We start from the raw sequence: 19575 nt of genomic DNA, 5'->3' as shown, positions 1-19575 counted from the left end.
CATGGTCACCGCGACCTCCACGTCCCCGGCCCGCCGGAACCACGCCTCCCGGTCGCCGTGGTTCCACGTCGTCATGGTCCCGTTCACGATCCTGTGGCTCGCGCCGATACTTTTCGTCGTCCTCGTGGCGCTGCGGAACTTCGACGACATCGCAGCGCGCGGCCTCGGCGCGCTGCCGGCGAGCCTGTCGCTCGACGGCTTCGCCGGTGCCCTCGCCGACGGCCGGGTGGGGCGCGCGCTTGTCAACAGCGCGATCGTCACCGTGTTCACCGTGGTCGCCTCGCTCGCGCTCGCGTCGGCCGCGGCCTACGCACTCAGCCGCTTCCACGTCCCGCTGCGCCGCACGATCCTGCTCGTCATGCTGGCGGGGAACCTGCTGCCCCCGCAGATCCTGCTCATCCCGGTCTCGCGGATCACCCAGGATCTGGGCATCTACGACACGTTGACCGCGCTGGTGATCGTGCAGGTCGGCTTCGGGCTGGGCTTCTACACGTTCGTGCTGCACGGTTTCATGCGGTCGCTGCCGGGCGAGATCTTCGAGGCGGCGCTGCTCGACGGCTCGGGGCCGGCCCGCACGTTCTGGAGCATCGTGCTGCCGCTCTGCCGCCCCGCGCTCGCCGCACTCACCGCGCTCGCCACCACGTGGATCTTCAACGACCTGATCTGGGCCATGACGGTGCTCCGGACCGAGGCGCAGTTCCCCGTCACCGCGGCCCTGCTCAACCTGCAGGGCGGCTTCTCCAACTCGTGGAACGTCATCGCGGCCGGCTCGCTCGTCGCCGCCGTGCCCACGGCGATCGTGTTCTTCGTCTTCCAGAAGCAGTTCGTCTCGGGTCTTCTGGTGGGGTCGAACAAATGACGGAATGGACGCTCCCGACGGCCCGGTCGGAGTACGTCGTGGCCGAGACGGACGCCGGTCTCGTCCTGCGCCACTGGGGCGCCACAGGGCAGCGGCGTGAGCTCGCTCCCACGGCCCGCACCCCGTTCGAGGCGCCGGCCGACAAGGTGCCGCTCGAGTTCGCCGCGGCAGGCACCCGGCACGCCCAGTTCGCCGAACTGCTCGTGCAGGGGCCCGGCGGCGTGGACGGGGCGCTGCTGCGGCTGGTGCCCGGTTCGGCGGCCGTGACCGACGACGGGCCGGACGCCGCGCTGACGGCCCTGCTGCGCGACGCGGACGCGGGCGTCGAGGTGGAGGTGCACGTCAGCACCTCGCGCACGCACGACGTGGTCGAGCGGTGGGCGCGGGTGCGCTCCACGCGCACGACGGGCGACCTGCACCTGACCAGGGCGTTCGGTGCCGCCTGGAACGTGCCCGTCGGCCCGGGCGCGCGGGTGACGCAGCTGGTCGGCACGTGGTCGCGGGAGTTCACCCCGGCCGATGTGGACCTGCCCGCCGGGCAGCTGAGCCTGGGAAGCCGCCAGGGCATCACCTCGCACCTGTACTCCCCCGTCGTCGCGCTGCGGGCGCGTGGCTCCGGGGACGGCGGAGAGGCGTACGGGGTCGCGCTGGCATGGAGCGGGTCGTGGCGCATGGTCGTCGACGCCGTCCCGTTCCGCGACGTCGTCCGGGTCAGCGGGGGCGCCGACGACGAGACCACCGTGGTCACGCTCGCACCCGGCGAGGAGTTCGAGACCCCGCACCTGCTCGGCGCGTGGAGCTCGGACGGTCTCGACGGGCTCGCGCGCGTCTGGCACGACTACCAGCGCGCCCGGCTCGCCCGCAGCACCGGGCCCGAGCACCGGCCGATCGTCTACAACTCGTGGTACGCCACCGGGTTCGACGTCCGGGTCGCGCACCAGCTGGCACTGGCCGACGTGGCTGCTGGCCTCGGCGTCGAGGTCTTCGTCGTCGACGACGGCTGGTTCACCGGGCGCACCAGCGACCACGCTGGGCTCGGCGACTGGTACCCCGACCCGGCGAAGTTCCCCGACGGGCTCGGGCCGCTCGCGAAGGGCGTGCTGGACCGCGGGATGCGGTTCGGGCTCTGGGTCGAGCCGGAGGCCGTCAACCCCGACAGCGACCTGTTCCGCGCCCACCCTGCCTGGGTCTACCGCGCGGGCGACCGGCCGCTCACGACCATGCGCAACCAGTACGTGCTCGACCTGGGCCGGCCCGAGGTCGAGGAGTGGGCCGCCACGACATTGCGCAGGCTGCTCACCGAGCATCCGGTCAGCTACCTGAAGTGGGACATGAACCGGTCCGTGAGCGACGGCGGCAGGCCCGGTGACCCGCGGGGGCGCGAATGGTCGGTGCAGCACACCCGCGCCTACCACCGGCTGATGACGCTGCTGCGCGAGGAGTTTCCCCACGTCACGGTGGAGGCCTGCGCCGGGGGCGGCGGACGGGTCGACAACGCGGTGCTCGCCCTGTCCGACGTGGTCTGGCCGAGCGACGAGACCGGCCCCCGGGACCGCCTGGCGGTCCAGCACGGGTTCCTGTCGGCGTACCCGCCACACGTGATGAGCTCGTGGGTCACCGACGAGCCCGACCGCCTCGACACGGCGCCCGCGAGCCTCGAGTTCCGGTTCGTCGTCGCGATGGCCGGGGTGCTCGGCATCGGCGCCGACCTGGGGGCCTGGGACGAGCCGACGCGGGCCAGGGCGCGTGAGCTGGTGGCCCTCCACCGCGACATCCGCCCGGTCGTGCACACCGGCTCGGTCACCCGCCACGGGCGCCCGTCCGACCCCGTACATGCCGTGCAGTACACCGCGGCGGACACCTCCCGTGTCGTGGTGCTCGCCTGGTCCCGGCCGGGCGCGGGCCGTGGTGGCGCGCCCGTGCGGGTTCCCCTCGCCGGCCTCGACCACGACGCCCGCTACCGGGTGCGGGCAGGCGGAGGTGCGGTCGAGTGCGGGGTGCTGGCCGGCCACGACCTCGCCGGCGCCGGGTTGCCCGTGCCGTTCGCGCTGGCGCCGGACTGCGACGTGATCGTCCTTACCCGGCCGGCGTGACAGCCACCGGGATCTGGCCTGCGGACGATCCGGCGTGGGGACCCCGGTCGCTCACGGTCGAGACCGACCCCGGCCTCGGCGGGCGCTGGACCTCGCTCCGCTCGGCCGCAGGTGACCGCGGCCCCGAGCGCGAGTGGCTGTGGAGCAACCCCGACCCCGAGGTGGCCGCCGCGCGGGTCGCGGCCGGACCAGGGGCGGCGTTCGTCGACGTGGGCGGCGTCGAGGAGTGCTTCCCCACCGTGCGCGGCGAGCCCGACCACGGAGCCGCCTGGTCCCGGCCCTGGACCGCCGCCGAGGGCGGGCACCGGGTCCGAGCGGGCGCACTGGGCCTGGCCCGCAGGATGCGCGCCGACGCGTCGCTCACCGTCGACTACGCGGTGACGGGGCCGCCCGGCACCCCGTTCGTCCACGCGGTGCACGCCCTGCTCGACCTCTCCCCCGCGGCGCGGCTGCACGTGCCCGAGGCCCGCACCGCGCATGTGCTCGACCACCCCGTCGACGGTGCCGTGGCCGTGCTGCCGTGGCCGGCCGGTCCGGGCGGGACGCCCCTGGACCTGCTCGGCCCCGACGACGGCACGGCCGTCGCGGCGGTACTGCCCGGCTGCAGTTCCGCCGCGGTGGTGGACGGTCCGGACGCCCTCGTCCTGCGCTGGCGCGTCACGGCGGGCGACCCGGCCGCCACCTGCTCGCTGCTGCTGTGGCGCAACCTCGGCGGCTGGCCCGAGGCGCGCCCCTACCGGTCGATCGGCGTCGAGCCGATGGTCGGAACGACCGCCACCCTCGACGGCTCCGGCCCCGGGCTGCCTGCGACCACCGGGCCGGACGGGCGGCTGCGCTGGCAGCTCACGATCACCGCGTGGCGGCGTACCTGAGATCGACGCCAAGCCCATGAGCTGACGGTTTGTGAACACATACGGATCACGAGTACGCAGACGATTCCTGGTGCGCGGTTCTATTCCCTCGCTGTTCGTCCGCTCACGTTCAGCAGCGGTCCGTGGGTCCACCGGCAAACATTGCGTTTCCTGCCACGCGCCGACTGCCGTTTCAGAAGGACGTCCATGCTTCCGTCGCTCCGCGCGACAGTTCTCGTCGTGCTGGCCGTCGTGCTGTCGGCCTGCGCCGCACCGGCCACCGGCAGCCGGACCACCCCCGTGGACGGGGTGTGGCGAACCGACGGCTACAGCTGGATCATCGCGGTCAGGGACGGTCACGCGGAGACGTTCGACACCACATCAGTCAGCTGCCTGCCTGATCAGACCCTGACCCAGCTCGGCACGGCCGGCCCGGACGGCACCGTGCAGTACGGCAACGACGACCAGGTGGCCGTGGAGACACTGCACCGGACGGCGAACGGCCAGGGCGTCTTGCGCCTGCTGGGCACCGCGGCGGACATCGACCTCGTTCCGATGTCCGCGCTGCCCGCGGCCTGTACCCGGGAAACGCCTGACAACCCGCTCACCGACTTCGACATCTTCTGGGCCACGTTCGCGGAGAACTACAACTCCACCCAGCGCAAGAACGTCGACTGGAACGCGATTCGAGCGAAGTACCGGCCGATGGTGAATGCGGCCACCACCCCCGACGAGCTGTACAACATCCTCGTCGACATGATCACGCCGCTCGGGGACGCGCACGCCTCCATCGACGGGCCCGGCGACAGGTCGTTCTCCGGGAAACGGCCGGGCACCCGCGACGGCGACGACGTGTCCCGCCGGGACGCCACCAGGGCGGTGGACGCTCATCTCCGCCAGGACCTCGGCGTCACCGATATCCAGACATTCGCCGACGGCAAGATCGCCTACGCCGACCTGCCCGGCGGCCGCGGCTACCTGCGCATCACCGGATTCGAGGGCTACGGCACCGACGACGACCTCTTCCCGGAGAACAGTGCCGTGCTGGCCTCGGCGCTGGACTCGGTGTTCACCCAGGCCCGGGTCCAGGCCTGGAAGGGACTGGTGATCGACATCCGCTGGAACAGCGGCGGCGACGACCAACTGGGGCTGCAGGTCGCCGGGCGGCTGACCGATACGCCCTACACCGCCTACTCCAAGCAGGCGCACAACAGTCCCGACGACCCGACCGCACACGGGCGGCTCCGGGTGGTGACCGTGACCCCGGGGGCCGGTCCCCGCTACACCGGACCGGTGCGGCTGCTCACCAGCGACCTGACCGTCAGCGCGGGCGAGACCTTCACGGAGGCGCTGCAGGGCCGCACACCGGCCCCCAGCCGCGTCGGGACGGCAACCCAGGGCGTGTTCGCCGACGACATGGAACGGAAGCTGCCCAACGGCTGGACGTTCACCCTGGGCAACGAGGACTACCTCGCCTCCGACGGTCGGAACTACGAGGGCGTGGGCGTCCCGCCCACCATCCCCACGCCGGTGTTCACCCCGGACGAGCTCGCACAACACCGCGACCCGGCGCTGGACACTCCCTGGCCCCAGCTCGGCGAGCAGTAGTCCACTCCCGGCCGACCCCGCTGCCTCAGCGTCATGCCCGGGTGCGGGTCCCGCACGTCCATCACTGAACTGTACAAGTGCCGTACGATCCAGCGATGCCGCTTCCACCTCACACCCCGCTCGAAGCCATCTACGAGGTGGTGATGGCCACCATCCAGCGGGCGGCGCCGGCGATGGCGGAGTACGGGCTGACCATGTCGACCACCTACGCGCTCTGGGCGATCGACCCCGACGAGCCCCCACCCACGATGAAGGTCGTGGCCCAGCGCCTCCGCTGCTCCTCGTCGAGCTTGACGTTCACCTCGGACCGGCTCGTCAAGCTCGGCTACATCACCCGCACCGAGCACCCGACCAACCGGCGGACGCGACTCCTCGCCCTCACCCCGCCCGGCCGCGCCGCCCGCGCCGCCGCCCTGAACGCCCTGGACAAGGCGTCCCCACTCCTGCGCCTCAGCGAGACGGAACGCGCCGATCTCCTCGACGTCCTCACGCGCGCGCTGGTCCTCGAACCGGAGGCACCCGACGCGCCCGCTGCCTCGCCACCGCCGATGCCGGCACCACACCCGTGACGGCCGACGGCCCGCAGCCCTCATTCTTCGAGACTCAAACTGTCCAGTACTCTCACTGAATAGTTCGATGCTTGAAGGGTTGGACCGGTTCCACCGGGATCAGGAGGACACATGTCCGCTTCGACGACACACAGATTCGACGCCGAACTCGCCGCCGCGCTGGCATCCATGCCCGCGGTCGAGATCAGCGATCTCATGACCAACCGCGCCGTTCTCAAGGAGCGGTTCGCCCAGCTCCCGCCCCCGGACACGACCGGCGTGACGATCACCGACCGGACCGTGCCCGGCCCCGACGGCGCCCCCGCCGTCGGTGTGCGGATCTACCGCCCCGACACCCTGGCCGCTCCGGTCGGCATCCTCGACGTGCACGGCGGCGGGTTCCTCATCGGCGACCTCGAGGTGAACCATGCCGACAACGTCGAGATGGCCCGGGACGTCGGCGCCGTCGTGGTCGCGGTGGACTACCGGCTGGCCCCGGAGCACCCCTTCCCCGCCGCGCTGGAGGACTGCTACGCGGCTCTGAGCTGGTTCTCGGCCCATGCCGCTGAGCTCGGCGTCGACCGCAGCCGGATCGCGGTGCACGGCCAGAGCGCCGGCGGTGGGCTCTGCGCCGGTCTCGCGCTGCTCGCCCGCGACCGCGGGGGCCCCGCGATCGCCTTCCAGTACCTCGGCATCCCCGAGCTCGACGACCGGCTCGCCACCCACAGCGCGACCACGTTCGTCGACACCCCGAACTGGCACCGCGCCGGCGCCATCCTCAGCTGGGACTCCTACCTCGGCGACGGACGCCGCGGCACCGCCGACGTCTCGCCCTACGCCGCTCCCGCCCGCAGCACGGACCTCGCCGGACTGCCGCCCGCCTACATCTCGGCGATGGAGTTCGACCCACTCCGTGACGAGGACATCGCGTACGCCACCGCCCTGCTCACCGCGGGCGTCTCGGTCGAGCTGCACGTGTTCCCGGGCACGTTCCACGGGTCGGTGCGGATTCCGGCCGCGGTGTCCCGGCGGGAGATCGACGAGCGGTCCGTCGTCCTGCGCCGGGCCCTCGGCATCCTCCCCACGACGGCAGCAGGACAGGCACCAGAGGTCGCCGCCCGGGACTGACGATGCGCTGATCGGACAGTGCACGCTCCTGCGTCACAGCCGGCCGGAGCGCAGGTCGGTGACCGCGAGCCGCGCAGCCTGCCCGATCGCGGCGTCGGCACGGGGCAGGGCGGCGTCGGCGCGGGCGGCGTGAGTGAACACCGCGACCGCCACGGGGTGCTCCCCCTCGAAGTGCACGACGCCGACCTCGTTGCGCAGGGCGCCGAGGCTGCCGGTCTTGCCGGCCACCCGCACGCCGTCGTGCGGGAACCCGGATCGCAGGCGGTGCGGCCAGATCTGGGAGTGCAGCACCTCGCGGGCGAACCGGCACTGCTCCGGCGAGGCCGCCCGGTCGGACCAGATCGCGGCGAGCAGGCCGGTCATCTCCCGCGGGGTGGTGACGCTGCCGTAGCCCGGGTCGTAGGCCCGGATCTCCGGGGCGACGTCGTGGCTGGCCAACGCCTGGAACGCGGCCGCGGTGTCGGCGGTGGCGGTGTCGGCCACGAGCGTGCGGTGCACCTCCGCCATGCCCCCGCGCACCTGCGTGCGGGTGAGGCCGAGGTGGGTCATCGTCTCGTGGAGCCGGTCGAGCCCGATCCGCTCCAGCACGACGTCGGCTGCGGCGTTGTCCGACACCGCGATCATCAGGCAGACCACGTCACGCCAGGACATGGTCACCGGGTCCCGCAGCACCGACAGGCCGGTCGAGCCCGCGGTGCGCTCGGCCGGGACGATCGTGACGCCCTCCCGGGGGTCGACGGTGCCCGCGTCGACCTCCCGGCAGAACGCGACGAGCAGGGGGAGCTTGTAGACCGAGGCCATCACCACCGGCTCGTCCGGCCCCAGCCCGATCTCCCGGGTGCGTGACCCACCGAGCGCTGTGGCGTGCAGCCAGCCCCGCACACCGGCGTCGGCGAAGGCCTGCCGGATCTCGTGCTCCCGCTCGTTCACGAGGCGACCGCCCCGTCGCCGGCCTCGTCGCGCAACGCCGACAGCACCGCATCCGGTACTGCCGTGTCAGCGGCCTCCTTGCGCCACACCACGCGCAGCCGCAGCGGCAGCGGATCGCCGGCGACGGCCCGCCGCTGCACGCCCGGTGCCGTGAGGTCGGGGTCCGCGGTCAGGGCGAACGCGCGGCCGGTGGCGACGAGGACCAGCGCGGCGCGGTCGTCGGGCGCGGAGAGCGCGGGGGCCACGAGCCCGCGCTGGTCGAGCGTGTCCAGCAGGAGGTCGTGTGCTGCCGTCCCGTGGGAGCGCGGGGGGATCGCCATCCGGAGGCCACGCAGCGACCGGATCGCCACCGGCTCACCGCTGCGCGCCGCGGGATGCGCGGCCGGCACCAGCAGCGCGGTCTCGAAGCGGACGACGGGTCCACTGCGCAGCGCCCCCAGCAGCGCGGGATGGATCACGACGGCCAGGTCGAGCTGCCCGGCGGTCACGGCGTCGACCAGTTCCGTGGTCGACGCCGTGGTCATCTCCACGAGGCCGCCGGCCTCGGACTGGCACGCGGTGGCCACCGCGGTCGCCGCCCGTGCGGTGAGCTGGGGAACCGTCCCCACCCGGAGGGACGCGGCGGCGGCGCCGTGGGTGGCCGCGACCCGCCGCAGGTCCTCGGCGTCCTGCAGGAGCGCGCGGGCGCGGGGCAGCAGATCCCGGCCCGCCGCGTTCAGCCGCACGCCGCGCGGACTCCGTTCCACCAGCACCACACCGAGGCTGCGCTCGAGCCGCTGCAGGCCCTGCGACAGCGGCGGCTGGGCGATCCCGAGCCTGCCCGCAGCCCGGCCGAAGTGCTCCTCCTCCGCGATCGCCACGAAGAATTCCAGGTGCCGGAGCAGATCCACTCCGCGAACCTACCGGCCGCGATATCAGATCAATATCGTGACCCCGCAGTAATCTTATTTGCAATATCGTCGCTGCTCCGCTTGCCTCTGCGCGTGCTCAGAACGACGCAACGCCGCCGGACGACGACCGTGGCGGCGGCACTCTCGGCCACCATCCTGGCGCTCACCACGTCGTGTTCCCTCTTGACCGGCCCCTCGGCAGCGGAGTCGGCGGTGGAGCAGTTCGTCACCGCGCTCGAACGCGCGGATGTGGCGGCGGCAGCCGCCGCGACCGACGACCCGGCGGCGGCAACGCAGACGATCACCGGCGTCCTCGACGGTCTGGGGAACCCGCGGCTCACCGCCGAGGTGCGGGAGGTCGCCGACGAGCGGTTCTCCTACCAGGTGTCCTGGGATCTCGGCGCCGGACGCACGTGGTCCTATCTCGCGCACGGGGCGCTCGAAGCAGACGGCGGCGAGCGGCACGTCCGGTGGGCCCCGTCGGTCCTGCACGACGAGCTCCGCGCGGGAGAACATCTGGAGCTCCGGACGCTGCGCACGGCAGCCGCTCGTGTCGTCGACCGGGACGGCCGCCCGCTCGTCAGGACCCAGCCGGTGACGCTGGTCCGGCTCGATCCCGCTCGCACCCAGGACCTCGACGCCACCCTGGACGCCGTGGCGCCGGTACTCGCCCGCGTGGACCCCGGCGTCACCCGCTCGTCGCTGCGCGCGGTCCTCGCGTCCGGGACGGCCGGCCCGACCACATTGATCACCCTCCGCGAGGACGACGCGGCGCGGGTCCAGCAGTCGTTGCAGGCCGTTCCGGGCATCGTGTTCTCGTCCCAGCAGCGGCGTCTCACCGAGCGGGGCGTGCGCTCCCCCGCGCTGTCCCAGCTGGCGCAGGAGCAGCCGGACGACGCCGGAAGCGGCTGGCAGGTGGGCACCGTCACCCCCGACGGCGCCCTGCGCGCCCGCCTCGCCGGGGAGGACCCCCGACCGGCTGCCGATGTGCGGTTGACCCTGGATCTGGACGCTCAGTCCGCGGCGCAGAACGCCGTGAACGGCCTCGACGGCGCGGCGGCGCTCGTGGCGATCCGGCCGTCCACCGGAGAGCTGCTCGCGGTGGCCCAGAACGAGGCCGCCGACGCCGAGGGCCCGATCGCGCTGACCGGGCTCTATCCACCGGGGTCCACGTTCAAGGTCATCACCGCCACCGCCGCCCTGCGGGCCGGCCTGGCCACGCCCGAGACCGTGCTGCCGTGCCCCGGGACCGAGAACGTGCAGGGGCGCCAGATCCCCAACGACGACCAGTTCGACCTCGGCTCCGCCCCGCTCCACACCGCCTTCGCGCACTCCTGCAACACCACGTTCGCCCGCCTCGGCGTCGGCCTCGATCCCAGCGCGTTCAGCACCACGGCCGCGCTGTTCGGCCTCGGACCCGACTGGGACGTGCCCGGCATGACCACGGTGACCGGCCGGGTCCCGGAGCCCGTCTCCCCCGCCGACCAGGTCGAGGAGTCGATCGGCCAGGGCCGGGTCGTGGCCAGCCCCTTCGGGATGGCGCTGGTCGCCGCCACCGCCGCCGCGGGCCGCACTCCCCACCCCACCCTGATCCAGGGTCGGCCGGGAACCACCGCGACCGCTCCGGAGGCGCTGCCCGAGAACCTGCGCACCCAGCTCGCCGCCATGATGCGCGAGACCGTGACCGCCGGGTCCGCCACCCAGCTCGCCGGCCTGCCCGACACGAGGGGCAAGACCGGCACCGCCCAGTACGGCGACGGCGTCCACTCCCACGGCTGGTTCATCGGCACGCGCGGCGACCTCGCCTTCGCCGTGCTCGCCGCCGGCGCGGGCAGCTCGGGCCCCGCCGTCGGGGTGGCCAAGGCCTACCTCACCGCCACCGCCGCCCGCTGACGGGAGCCGCCGCCGGCTCAGTGGATGACGCGCCCGTGCCGGTCGGGGATGCCGGACTTGCGGAAGAAGTAGGTGTTGACCTGGTCGCGCCACTCGCGGGCGGAGCCCACCTGCCGCTCCAGGCGTTCCATGACGTTCGTCCAGGAGACGTCGTCCAGGCGGCCCTCCAGCGAGCGCCACAGGTCGCGCATCGTCACCACGCGCCGGGCACCCTCGACGTGCGTGTCGTAGATGTGCTGGATGACGGTCTCACCGGTGTGCAACCGGTGCAGGTACGGCACGTGGTGGAAGAACAGGAGCAGCTCGTCGGGGCAGGTCTCGAGGTGCTCGTAGCGCTGCGCCCACGCCGTCGGGTACTGCCCCGCGAAGCCGGTGCCGGTGGCCACGCTCCGATCCACGCCGAGGCCGTCGCGGTCGGCGAAGTGGTAGGTGCCCCACTTCGAGTACTCGTAGCCGTCGACGGCCGGCCCGTAGTGCGTGTGCGGCGTGACCATCCATCCGACGCCGAGCGGAGCCGTGTACATCTCGTAGGTGCTCCAGGAGCCCAGCTGGAGCTCGACCAGGGTCTCGTGCAGGTCGGCCGCGTCGGGGAAGGTGAGCGCGACCCACTCGTCGAGGATCTCGCGCGGCGACAGTGCCGGGTCCCACGCCAGCCGGCCGAACCCGTAGAGGTTGGCCTGGGCGAGCTTGTGGCCCGTCCAGTTCGCGTCGTCGCCGATGTTGGACACGGCACAGACACCCGACGACGCGCTCCGGCGCGCCAGTGCGCAGGCGAGGGTGTCGCCCCCCTCACCGCTGACGTCGAAGGCGAGGAACTCCTGCCACTGCGGCAGCAGGCAGCACAGGTCGATCTGCTGGCCGGTGTACTCCTGGGTGATCTGGAACTCCACCACCGTGTTGGTCCGCGTCATGGCCAGGGCCAGCGGGGAGACGGGCTCGCGCACCTGGAAGTCCATCGGGCCGCACTTCACCTGCAGCACCACGTTGTCGGCGAAGCGGCCGTCCAGCGCCGCGAAGTGGTCGTGGGCGGCGCGGGCGCGGTCGGTGCTGCGGTCGCGCCAGTCCTGCCGGTGGTCGTAGACGAAGCAGCGCCAGAACACCCTGCCACCGAAGGGCGCCAGTGCACCCGCGAGCAGGTTGGCCCCGTCGACGTGGTCGCGGCCGTAGTCGAAGGGGCCCGGCTGCCCCTCGGAGTTGGCCTTCACCACGAACCCGCCGAAGTCGGGGATCTCGCGGTGGATGCGCTCGGCCACACCCGCCCACCACGCCACCACCGAGGCGTCGCACGGGTCGGCGGTCGGCAGGTCCCCGAGGACGAGCGGCGAGGCGAAGTTGACGCTGAGGTAGGTGGAGATCCCGAAGCCCCGGAAGATGCGGGCGACGTCGGCCACGTCGGGGAGGCCGTCGGTCAGCAGGCGCACCGCAGCGGGATGCACGTTGACGTTGTTGATCGACACCGCGTTGATGCCAACGGACGCGAGCAGGCGGGCGTAGTCGGCGATGCGGCGGCGGTCGGCCACCATCCGCCCGTCACGGAAGAAGATCGAGTCGCCTGCGTAGCCGCGTTCGACGCTGCCCAGGTGGTCCCCGGCGCTCGTGTTGTCCCACTGGTTGATCATCCGGATGGCCAGGGCCGGTTCCCGGACCACGTCCAGCGTGGGCAGCGCGTCGGCCGAGCCCGCGGTCGCGGCGCTCCTCAGCAGGTGGAAGTAGCCGTACAGCAGGCCGCGCTCCCCGGTGGCCACGATCGCGGCGGAGCGGCCGTCGCCGACGAGGGCGAAGCCCTCCCCGCCCAGCCCGTGCGCCGCGTCGACGGCGCGGCGCACGGGACCGGTGAGAGTGGTGGCGTCGGGCAGCAGATCGCGGCGGGCCAGTACTAGCACCGGTTCGCCCGTCAGGTCGCCGCCGACCGTGCCGGCGGGGCCGACCGCCGCCTCCAGTTCCTGGCGCAGGGTGTCCGTGACCGGGCCGGCCGCCAGCAGGCTCACGTGCCGCCCGCGCAGCACGGCCGTGACGGCAGGTCCGAGCCAGCACGGGTCGATCGTGGGGGTGAGAGGCCTCGCATCACGGCCAGCGCTCATGGCTCTCCTGTCCTCTGCGCGGCTCCGGCGAGCCTCGCGGCGGTGATGATCCTCTGCAACCTGCATCGTTTGCACAATCACCGCAGAATCGATGCTCGTCCGGCACGAAGGCGGCCGCGACATTGCGCCTGTGAGCTGCACGAAGTCACTGTCCGTAGTTTTCTGCAAGCGTGTGTGCTCTACTGGCTGGCGACCGCGACTCCGAGGACGAGGACGCGCATGGCACAGTTCGACCTCCCGTTGGCCCAGCTCGAGCACTACCTGCCCGACGTCAGGGAACCCGCCGACTTCGACGCGTGGTGGGCCTCGACCCTGGAGCAGGCCCGGCACGCTCCCGCCGTTCTCGCCGTCGACCGGGTCGACACCGGGCTCGTGCTCGTCGACACCTGGGACGTCACCTTCGCGGGGTTCGACGGCCAGCCGATCGAGGCGTGGTTCTCCCGGCCGGCGGCGGGCCACGGCGGGAACGGCGACCAGCCGCTCCCCGCCGTCGTCGAGTACGTCGGCTACGGACGGGGACGGGGGCTCCCCCACGAGCGACTGGCGTGGGTGGGGGCGGGCTACGCGCACCTGGTGATGGACAGCCGCGGCCAGGGCAGCCAGTACGGCTCGGGAGGCGACACCCCGGACCCGGTCGGTTCCGCGCCAGCCGCGCCGGGGTTCCTCACCCGCGGGATCGGAGACCCTGCCGCCTACTACTACCGCCGTCTCATCACCGACGCGGTACGGGCCGTCGACGCGGTACGCGTACTGCCCGGCGTCGACGCCGGCCGCGTGGCGGTGCTCGGCACCAGCCAGGGCGGCGGCCTGGCCATCGCCGTCGGCGGCCTCGTGCCGGACCTGTCGGCGGTCCAGGCGAACGTGCCCTTCCTCTGCCACGCGGAGCGCGCCCTCGAGCTCACCGAACAGGGGCCGTGGCGAGAGGTGATGGAGTACCTGTCCGTCCACCGCGACGCGGTCGACACCGCACTGCAGACACTCTCCTATGTGGACGGGGTCAACTTCGCCCGGCGGGCCACGGCTCCCGCCCAGTTCTCCGTCGCGCTGAGGGACGCGGTGTGCCCGCCCTCCACCGTCTTCGCCGCCTACAACCACTACGGGAGCAGGGCCGTGCGGCGTCCGGACACGGCGATCGAGGTGTACCCCTTCAACGGGCACGAAGGGGGCGACGCCGTGCACGGCAGGCGCCAGCTCGAGTGGATGCGCCAGGTCATGCCGTCGCCGCTGGCGGCGCTGGGTTCGCGCACCTGACCGTGATCACCCCGGCATGCCGGTCAGGGTCCGGCCGGGGTCGGTCCCAGGGCTCACCCCGAGGTGGCGCGGCCCGCCTCCCGGCAGAGTCGTGGACATGGAACAGACGACCGACACCACGACCCGGGTCCCCTCCGCCGCCGGCGCCGAGCCGCCCGTACCGCTGTTCTCCGAGCAGGCCGTTCCGCCGCTGTCGGACGCCGCGGCGCCCGCAGCCGGGACCACGGCCACGCCGCGCTTCCGCCTGCGCCGCAGCCGCACCGACCGCATGATCGGCGGGGTCTGCGGGGGGCTGGCCGAGAGCCTGAACATCGACGCCACCCTGCTGCGCATCGGGCTGGTCGCCCTGACGGTGCTCGGTGCTGGTTCGGGCCTGGTCATCTACGCAGCCGTGTGGATGCTCGCCCCCGAGACGGACACCCCCTGACCGTCCGGCGTCACCGCAGCTCGGTCCCGGCCTCGTGCTCCAGCAGGGCCACGGCCAGCAACTCCCCGTCGACCGGTCCGAAACGGGCGAGCGCGCGCTGATGGATCCGGGTGACGAGCTCCGACAGCTCGACCGGCAACCCGTACTCCCGGGCCTGGGCCGTCACGTTCGCGAGCTCCTCGCAACACCGGTCCAGGCCGAAGGACGTCAGGTAGTCACCGGCGAACAGGGCATCGAGATCGCGCCGGACGAAGTCGGTGGCCGCGGCGCTGTCGGCCACCGCGCTGCGCAGTACGCCCAGGTCGATCCCGGCGCGTTGGCCGATCAGGAGGGCCTCCGCGGTGGCCACCGCCTGGCCGAACCACAACAGGTTGACCAGCAGCTTCGCCGTGTACCCGGCGCCGGGGCCGCCGACGTGGACGATGCGCTGCGGATCACCGACGGCCTCGAGCACCGAGCGGTGCCGTTCGAGGACCTCGGCCTCTCCCCCCACGAACAGCTTCAGCGACCCGTCCTCGGCCGCGGGGACACCGCCGCCGACCGGCGCCTCGAGGACATCGATGCCACGGGCGAGGGCCTGCACCCGGATCGGCTCGGCCGAGGCAGCCGCGTTGCTGGTCATGTCGATCCAGGTCGCACCGGCCGGCAGCGCCGGCAGCGCGCCGCCGGCACCCGTCATCGCCTCCACCACCTCGGGAGGACCGGGCAACATCGTGATCAGGACGTCGGCGGCTGCGGCCGACTCGGCCGCCGAGCCCGCCCACCGTGCCCCGCACGCCACGACCGTCGCCTCCAGCTCCGGCCGAAGATCGTGGGCCACGACCTCGTGGCCGGCTCGAACGAGGTTGGCAACCATCGGCAGGCCCATCCGGCCCGTACCCAGAAATCCGATCACAGGTCCAGGATCGGCCATGCCGGCACCGGTTGGATGGTGTTGCCTGGAGGAGGCCTTCGACGTGCGGACCGAGGAGCGTTCATGACCACCACCGATGCTGTGCCCGGCGTCCCCCGCGTGCCCCGCCGGCCGGGCGCCGACGCCCGGCTGCTCGCCGACTTCGTCGACCTGTCGGCCATCGGCGCCACCGCGGCAGGCGGCGTCGAGCGCCAGGCCGCCACCCCGGACGACGGCCGCAGCCGCGCCTGGCTCGCGGCGTGGCTGACCGAGCGCGGGTTCACCGTCGTGCACGACCGGGTCGGCAACATGTTCGGCCTCCACGAGTTCGTACCCGGCGCGCCCTACGTGCTCGCGGGCTCGCACCTCGACAGCCAGCCGCGGGGCGGCCGCTTCGACGGTGCCTACGGTGTGCTGGCCGCGGCACATGCCGCCGACCGCCTGCGGGTCCACTACCGCGACTCGGGCGAGACGCCCCGGTTCAACATCGGCGTCGTGAACTGGTTCAACGAGGAGGGCAGCCGCTTCAAGCCCTCGATGATGGGCAGCGCGGTGTTCACCGGGGCCATGCCACTGGCGACCGCACTCGACACCCCCGACGCCGCGGGCGTGACGGTCCGCGACGCGCTCCAGGCGATCGACGGCCTGGGCGAGGCGGACGTCTTCGGCACCGACCGGCGGGTGTGCTCCTACGCGGAGATCCACATCGAGCAGGGCCGCGAGCTCGACAAGACCGGCACCACGCTCGGGCTCGTCGACGCGACGTGGGCCGCGAACAAGTACGAGATCGCGGTGATCGGGTCGCAGGCCCACACCGGCGCCACCGCCATGGCCGACCGCCGGGACGCCCTGTACGGCGCGGCGCTCGCCGTGGTCGCGGTCCGGGAGCTCGCCGACCGGTTCGGCGAGGACCTGCACACCTCGTGCGGGCAGCTGACCGTGGTGCCCAACTCCCCCGTGGTCGTCGCCCGCGAGGTGCACATGCACCTCGACCTGCGCTCGCCGTCGGACGACCTGCTCGCGGAGGCGGACGCCCTGCTGCGGCGCCAGTTCGCCGAGATCGAGGTGAAGGCCGACGTCGAGATCGAGCGCCGGGTCGCCCACACCTGGAAGGGCCACCTCTACCAGCCGGCGGGGGTCGAACTTGCGCGCACGGTCACCGAGGACCTCGGCGTCTCGTCGATGATCGTGCGCACCCGCGCGGGCCACGACTCCACCAACATGAAGGACGTCGTCCCCACCGTCATGCTGTTCATCCCGAGCGTCGAGGGCATCTCCCACGCCGAGGCGGAGTTCACCCGCGACGAGGACCTCTGCACCGGTGTGGACGTCCTCACCGAGACCCTCGCCCGCATGCTCGACGGTGCGCTCGCCCCGGAGTGAGCGCCGGGATCAGGAGGCGAAGCGCAGTACGGCGAGCACGAGGGACAGCACGCCCAGCACCAGCGCCGGGACGAACTGCTCCTTGCGGCGGATGTGGACGACCACGGCGCCCGCCATCACGAGCGCGAGCCCGACCGCCGCGATCGGCGTGAGGACCGGCGCGACGTCCAGGACCCAGGGCAGGATCAGGCCGACCGCCCCGACGATCTCGAGCGCCCCGATGGCCTTGATCGCGCCGTCGGAGAAGTCCTCGGCGTAGCCCATGCCGGCGGACACCAGTGCCGGCTTCGGCCGCACGACCTTCATCACGCCCGAGCCCAGGAAGGCGACGGCGAGCACGATCTGCAGGATCCAGGCGACGACGTTCATCAAGACTCCCGAGTGAACAGCCCGGCGACGCCGGGCTCGGCACCCGAGAACCTAGACGGGAGAGCATGAATGTTGAAGTAACTTGGTGATACGTCATCAGACCGTGATCTACGGGCGGGCCTCCTCACGGGGCCGGGGCAGAACGAGCCCGTAGTCGCCGCGATGGAACAGCAGCGGACCCCGGGCGTGGTCGGCGGCGAGCTCGAGCACGCGGCCCACGACGATGGTGTGGTCCCCGCCGTCGTGCTCGGCGTGCAACGCGCAGCGCACCCACGCGCACACCCCCTCCAGGATCGGCGCGCCGCACCGTCCGGCCCGCCACCGCACGCCGTCGAACTTGTCCACACCGGACCGGGCGAACCCGGCGCTGTGGTGCTCCTGGTCCGCCGCCAGGATGTTCACGCAGAACGTGCCCGCGTCCCGGATCCGGGGCCACGTCGACGACGTGCGTGACGGCGCGAAGCTCACCAGCGGCGGATCCAACGACAGTGACGTGAACGACTGGCAGGTGAACCCGATCGGGCCCGACGGCCCGGCGGCGGTCACGACCACCACGCCGGAGGCGAAGTGCCCGAGCACCTCCCGCATGACGGCCCCGTCGACCACCGGTTCCGTCGTCTCGGCCCTGCTGGTGATGCTCATGCGCTCTCCCTGTTCGGATCGGGACGTGCGGATGTGCCGGGTCGGGTCAGCCGGCCGGGTTGCGCGGCAGGCCGGGAGGGTTGATCTCGGAGGTCGGCACCGCCTCCGCGGCGAGGTTCCAGCGATCGAGGACCTGCGTGTACCTCCCATCGCAGAGCCGCCATCGGTTCGCGGTCGGGCACCCCGGTGGCGAGGTCGGCGAGCACCCGGCCCAGCGCCGGAGCGAACGTGAACCCGTGGTTCGAGAACCCCGCGCCGACGACGAGGGGTCCGGCCGTGTCCAGCAGGAAGCTCCCGTCCGGCGTCGAGGTGCGGATACAGCCGATCGGCTGGGGTAGCCGGTGGTCGAGCCCCGGCAGGAAGGCGGCCACGTACTCCTGCAGCCAGCGCGGCTGCCCCTGCTCCGGACCCACGTCGTGGAACCCCAGCTTCACCGATCCCTCGCCCGTCGACGTGCCGCGGACGCTGCTGGGCCAGCCGTCCTCCGGCCCCGTGTGGTGGATGAACGTCGGCCACGGGGCCGGGCGGGCGGAGAACGAGCCCGCGCCGCCCAGCAGCGGGAAGTTCGCCACCTGCTCCTGCGTCACGCGCAGCGGCGGCAGCGTGACGAGCCCGGCGAGCAGGTCCGCGGTGCCCGCCCCGACCGCCACCACGGCGCGGCGGGCGCGGACGGGGCCTCGCGGGGTGCCGACCTCGACGAGATCGTCCCCGCGCACCGCGATCGCGGTCGCGGGCGTGGAACGCTGGATCACCGCCCCGTGCGCGACGGCGGCGGCGGTCAGAGCGGCGACGGCGTGCCCGGCATGGACGCGACCGGCCCGGTCCGGCTGGTGCAGTACGGGTCCGCTGAACACCATCCCCGGCCACCGGCGCGACGCCTCGCCGGCATCGAGCCACTCGTGGGCGACACCCCGCGCGGCGAGCGACTCGGCGATCGTCCTGGTCCGCCACGGGTCGCCGTGGTCGACGCCCCCGGTGATCTGCAGCAGGGCTGCGCCGGTCTGTGCCTCCACCTCGCGCCACAGGGGCAGGGCCGCCGCAGCGAGCCGTACGTGCGGCTCCGCCGCGTAGGTCTGCCGGTAGATCTCCGCCGATCCGTACGTGACCCCTCGCGCCCGTCCGGTCCCGGACTGCTCGAGCAGCAGCACCTCGCGACCGCGACCGGCGAGCTGCCAGGCCGCCGCCGCACCGACCACCCCGCCACCGACGACCACGACGTCGACGACTCCGGTGCGTGCGGACCTCGGGGTGCGGCGGGGCGCGGGGACGTACGGGATCGCTGGCATGACTGTCCTCTCACGACACTGGACAGCAGGGATCCCCGCAACGGGGGTCAGGAGGTCCACTGTGGACGAAACAGGGCTCGTCCGGCGGCGGGCACCGCCGGAGGTAGCGGCCCGACGGAGGCGTGCGTCAGAGCCCACCCACGCGCGTCAGCGCACGGGGAACGGGGTGGCCGAGAGGCCGGGACGGATCAGCGACAAAGAGCGGCCTGCGTGCGGCACAGATCCACGTGCCGACGCTTGGACCAGATGGACGGCAACCACTTCGACAGGCGAAGGGCCGCGGTCCGCGCGTGCGATCGACGCACGATGTCTCCCATCGATCCTGGCGTTAGCACCCGGCACCGTGAGGCACCGGGTTGCTGCGGCTTCGACGAGCCAGGTCTCTCGGCCGCTCTGGATGGACGACCATGAATGTAGGCGACCACCCGATGGATGTGTCAAGGA

Annotated in this window: 17 protein-coding genes and 1 riboswitch; of the genes, 10 read left to right on the top strand and 7 right to left on the bottom strand. The window is 72.9% G+C overall.

The features are described 5' to 3' along the window. The first annotated feature begins 1 nt into the window (after position 1). The 6 genes from HF577_RS14090 (at position 2) to HF577_RS14065 (ending at position 7087) form a co-directional block, all read left to right on the top strand. The gene (locus tag HF577_RS14090; RefSeq protein WP_169396285.1) at positions 2 to 859 is read left to right on the top strand and encodes a carbohydrate ABC transporter permease; all 858 of its coding nucleotides are present in this window, start codon (positions 2 to 4) and stop codon (positions 857 to 859) included. Further along, positions 856 to 2952, top strand: coding sequence for an alpha-galactosidase (locus tag HF577_RS14085; RefSeq protein WP_169396284.1), 2097 nt, complete (start codon positions 856 to 858; stop codon positions 2950 to 2952). The genes HF577_RS14090 and HF577_RS14085 overlap by 4 nt, the downstream gene beginning before the upstream one ends. Further along, a complete protein-coding gene (locus tag HF577_RS14080; RefSeq protein WP_211174252.1) occupies positions 2949 to 3824 on the top strand; it encodes a hypothetical protein in 876 nt (291 codons plus the stop codon). Before HF577_RS14085 ends, HF577_RS14080 begins: the two co-directional genes overlap by 4 nt. A gap of 186 nt (positions 3825 to 4010) precedes the next feature. After that, the gene (locus tag HF577_RS14075; RefSeq protein WP_169396283.1) at positions 4011 to 5411 is read left to right on the top strand and encodes a S41 family peptidase; all 1401 of its coding nucleotides are present in this window, start codon (positions 4011 to 4013) and stop codon (positions 5409 to 5411) included. Positions 5412 to 5506: 95 nt separating this feature from the next. Then, the gene (locus HF577_RS14070; RefSeq protein WP_169396282.1) at positions 5507 to 5980 is read left to right on the top strand and encodes a MarR family winged helix-turn-helix transcriptional regulator; all 474 of its coding nucleotides are present in this window, start codon (positions 5507 to 5509) and stop codon (positions 5978 to 5980) included. Between the two features lie 111 nt (positions 5981 to 6091). Then, positions 6092 to 7087: an alpha/beta hydrolase fold domain-containing protein gene (locus HF577_RS14065; RefSeq protein WP_169396281.1), complete on the top strand. Its 996-nt coding sequence runs from the start codon at positions 6092 to 6094 to the stop codon at positions 7085 to 7087. A gap of 33 nt (positions 7088 to 7120) precedes the next feature. On the opposite strand, the gene HF577_RS14060 is transcribed toward HF577_RS14065, so the two are convergent. Next, on the bottom strand, positions 7121 to 8017 hold the full coding sequence (locus HF577_RS14060) for a serine hydrolase (RefSeq protein WP_169396280.1): 897 nt from the start codon (positions 8015 to 8017) through the stop codon (positions 7121 to 7123). Beyond that, on the bottom strand, positions 8014 to 8907 hold the full coding sequence (locus HF577_RS14055; RefSeq protein ID WP_169396279.1) for a LysR family transcriptional regulator: 894 nt from the start codon (positions 8905 to 8907) through the stop codon (positions 8014 to 8016). The genes HF577_RS14060 and HF577_RS14055 overlap by 4 nt, the downstream gene beginning before the upstream one ends. A gap of 93 nt (positions 8908 to 9000) precedes the next feature. Here HF577_RS14055 and HF577_RS14050 point away from each other — a divergent pair, with 93 nt between their 5' ends. Continuing rightward, complete coding sequence (locus HF577_RS14050) at positions 9001 to 10800, top strand: penicillin-binding transpeptidase domain-containing protein (protein ID WP_211174251.1); 1800 nt, start codon at positions 9001 to 9003, stop codon at positions 10798 to 10800. A gap of 17 nt (positions 10801 to 10817) precedes the next feature. Here the strand turns inward: HF577_RS14050 and HF577_RS14045 are convergent, their stop codons facing one another. Continuing rightward, positions 10818 to 12881 carry an alpha-glucuronidase gene (locus HF577_RS14045; RefSeq protein WP_169396278.1) on the bottom strand — a complete coding sequence of 688 codons (2064 nt, stop codon included), beginning with the start codon at positions 12879 to 12881 and terminating at the stop codon, positions 10818 to 10820. Between the two features lie 219 nt (positions 12882 to 13100). On the opposite strand from HF577_RS14045, the gene HF577_RS14040 reads away from it, so the two are divergent. Both HF577_RS14040 and HF577_RS38260 read left to right on the top strand, forming a co-directional pair. Continuing rightward, positions 13101 to 14132: an acetylxylan esterase gene (locus tag HF577_RS14040; RefSeq protein ID WP_169396277.1), complete on the top strand. Its 1032-nt coding sequence runs from the start codon at positions 13101 to 13103 to the stop codon at positions 14130 to 14132. 97 nt (positions 14133 to 14229) lie between these two features. After that, positions 14230 to 14559, top strand: coding sequence for a PspC domain-containing protein (locus HF577_RS38260; protein WP_169396276.1), 330 nt, complete (start codon positions 14230 to 14232; stop codon positions 14557 to 14559). A 10-nt stretch (positions 14560 to 14569) separates the two neighbouring features. On the opposite strand, the gene HF577_RS14030 is transcribed toward HF577_RS38260, so the two are convergent. Next, positions 14570 to 15454: an NAD(P)-dependent oxidoreductase gene (locus HF577_RS14030; RefSeq protein WP_211174250.1), complete on the bottom strand. Its 885-nt coding sequence runs from the start codon at positions 15452 to 15454 to the stop codon at positions 14570 to 14572. An 81-nt stretch (positions 15455 to 15535) separates the two neighbouring features. On the opposite strand from HF577_RS14030, the gene HF577_RS14025 reads away from it, so the two are divergent. Continuing rightward, entirely contained in the window at positions 15536 to 16834 is a 1299-nt protein-coding gene (locus HF577_RS14025; RefSeq protein ID WP_169396274.1) for a M20 family metallo-hydrolase, read from the top strand. Positions 16835 to 16843: 9 nt separating this feature from the next. On the opposite strand, the gene HF577_RS14020 is transcribed toward HF577_RS14025, so the two are convergent. The 3 genes from HF577_RS14020 to HF577_RS14010 all read right to left on the bottom strand — a co-directional run bounded on the left by HF577_RS14020 (position 16844) and on the right by HF577_RS14010 (position 19131). Next, positions 16844 to 17203, bottom strand: a complete 360-nt coding sequence (locus HF577_RS14020; protein ID WP_169396273.1) for a DoxX family protein — start codon at positions 17201 to 17203, stop codon at positions 16844 to 16846. 108 nt (positions 17204 to 17311) lie between these two features. Beyond that, entirely contained in the window at positions 17312 to 17845 is a 534-nt protein-coding gene (locus HF577_RS14015) for a flavin reductase family protein (protein WP_169396272.1), read from the bottom strand. Continuing rightward, positions 17842 to 19131 carry an FAD-dependent oxidoreductase gene (locus tag HF577_RS14010; protein WP_169396271.1) on the bottom strand — a complete coding sequence of 430 codons (1290 nt, stop codon included), beginning with the start codon at positions 19129 to 19131 and terminating at the stop codon, positions 17842 to 17844. Before HF577_RS14010 ends, HF577_RS14015 begins: the two co-directional genes overlap by 4 nt. A gap of 310 nt (positions 19132 to 19441) precedes the next feature. Then, a riboswitch (SAM riboswitch) is annotated at positions 19442 to 19535 on the bottom strand. Positions 19536 to 19575: the final 40 nt, after the last annotated feature.

The organism is Pseudonocardia xinjiangensis (genome assembly GCF_012911925.1).
Classification (GTDB): domain Bacteria; phylum Actinomycetota; class Actinomycetes; order Mycobacteriales; family Pseudonocardiaceae; genus Pseudonocardia; species Pseudonocardia xinjiangensis.
Note: the sequence above shows the minus strand (reverse complement) of the source record. Positions and strands in the feature narration are given on the sequence as shown.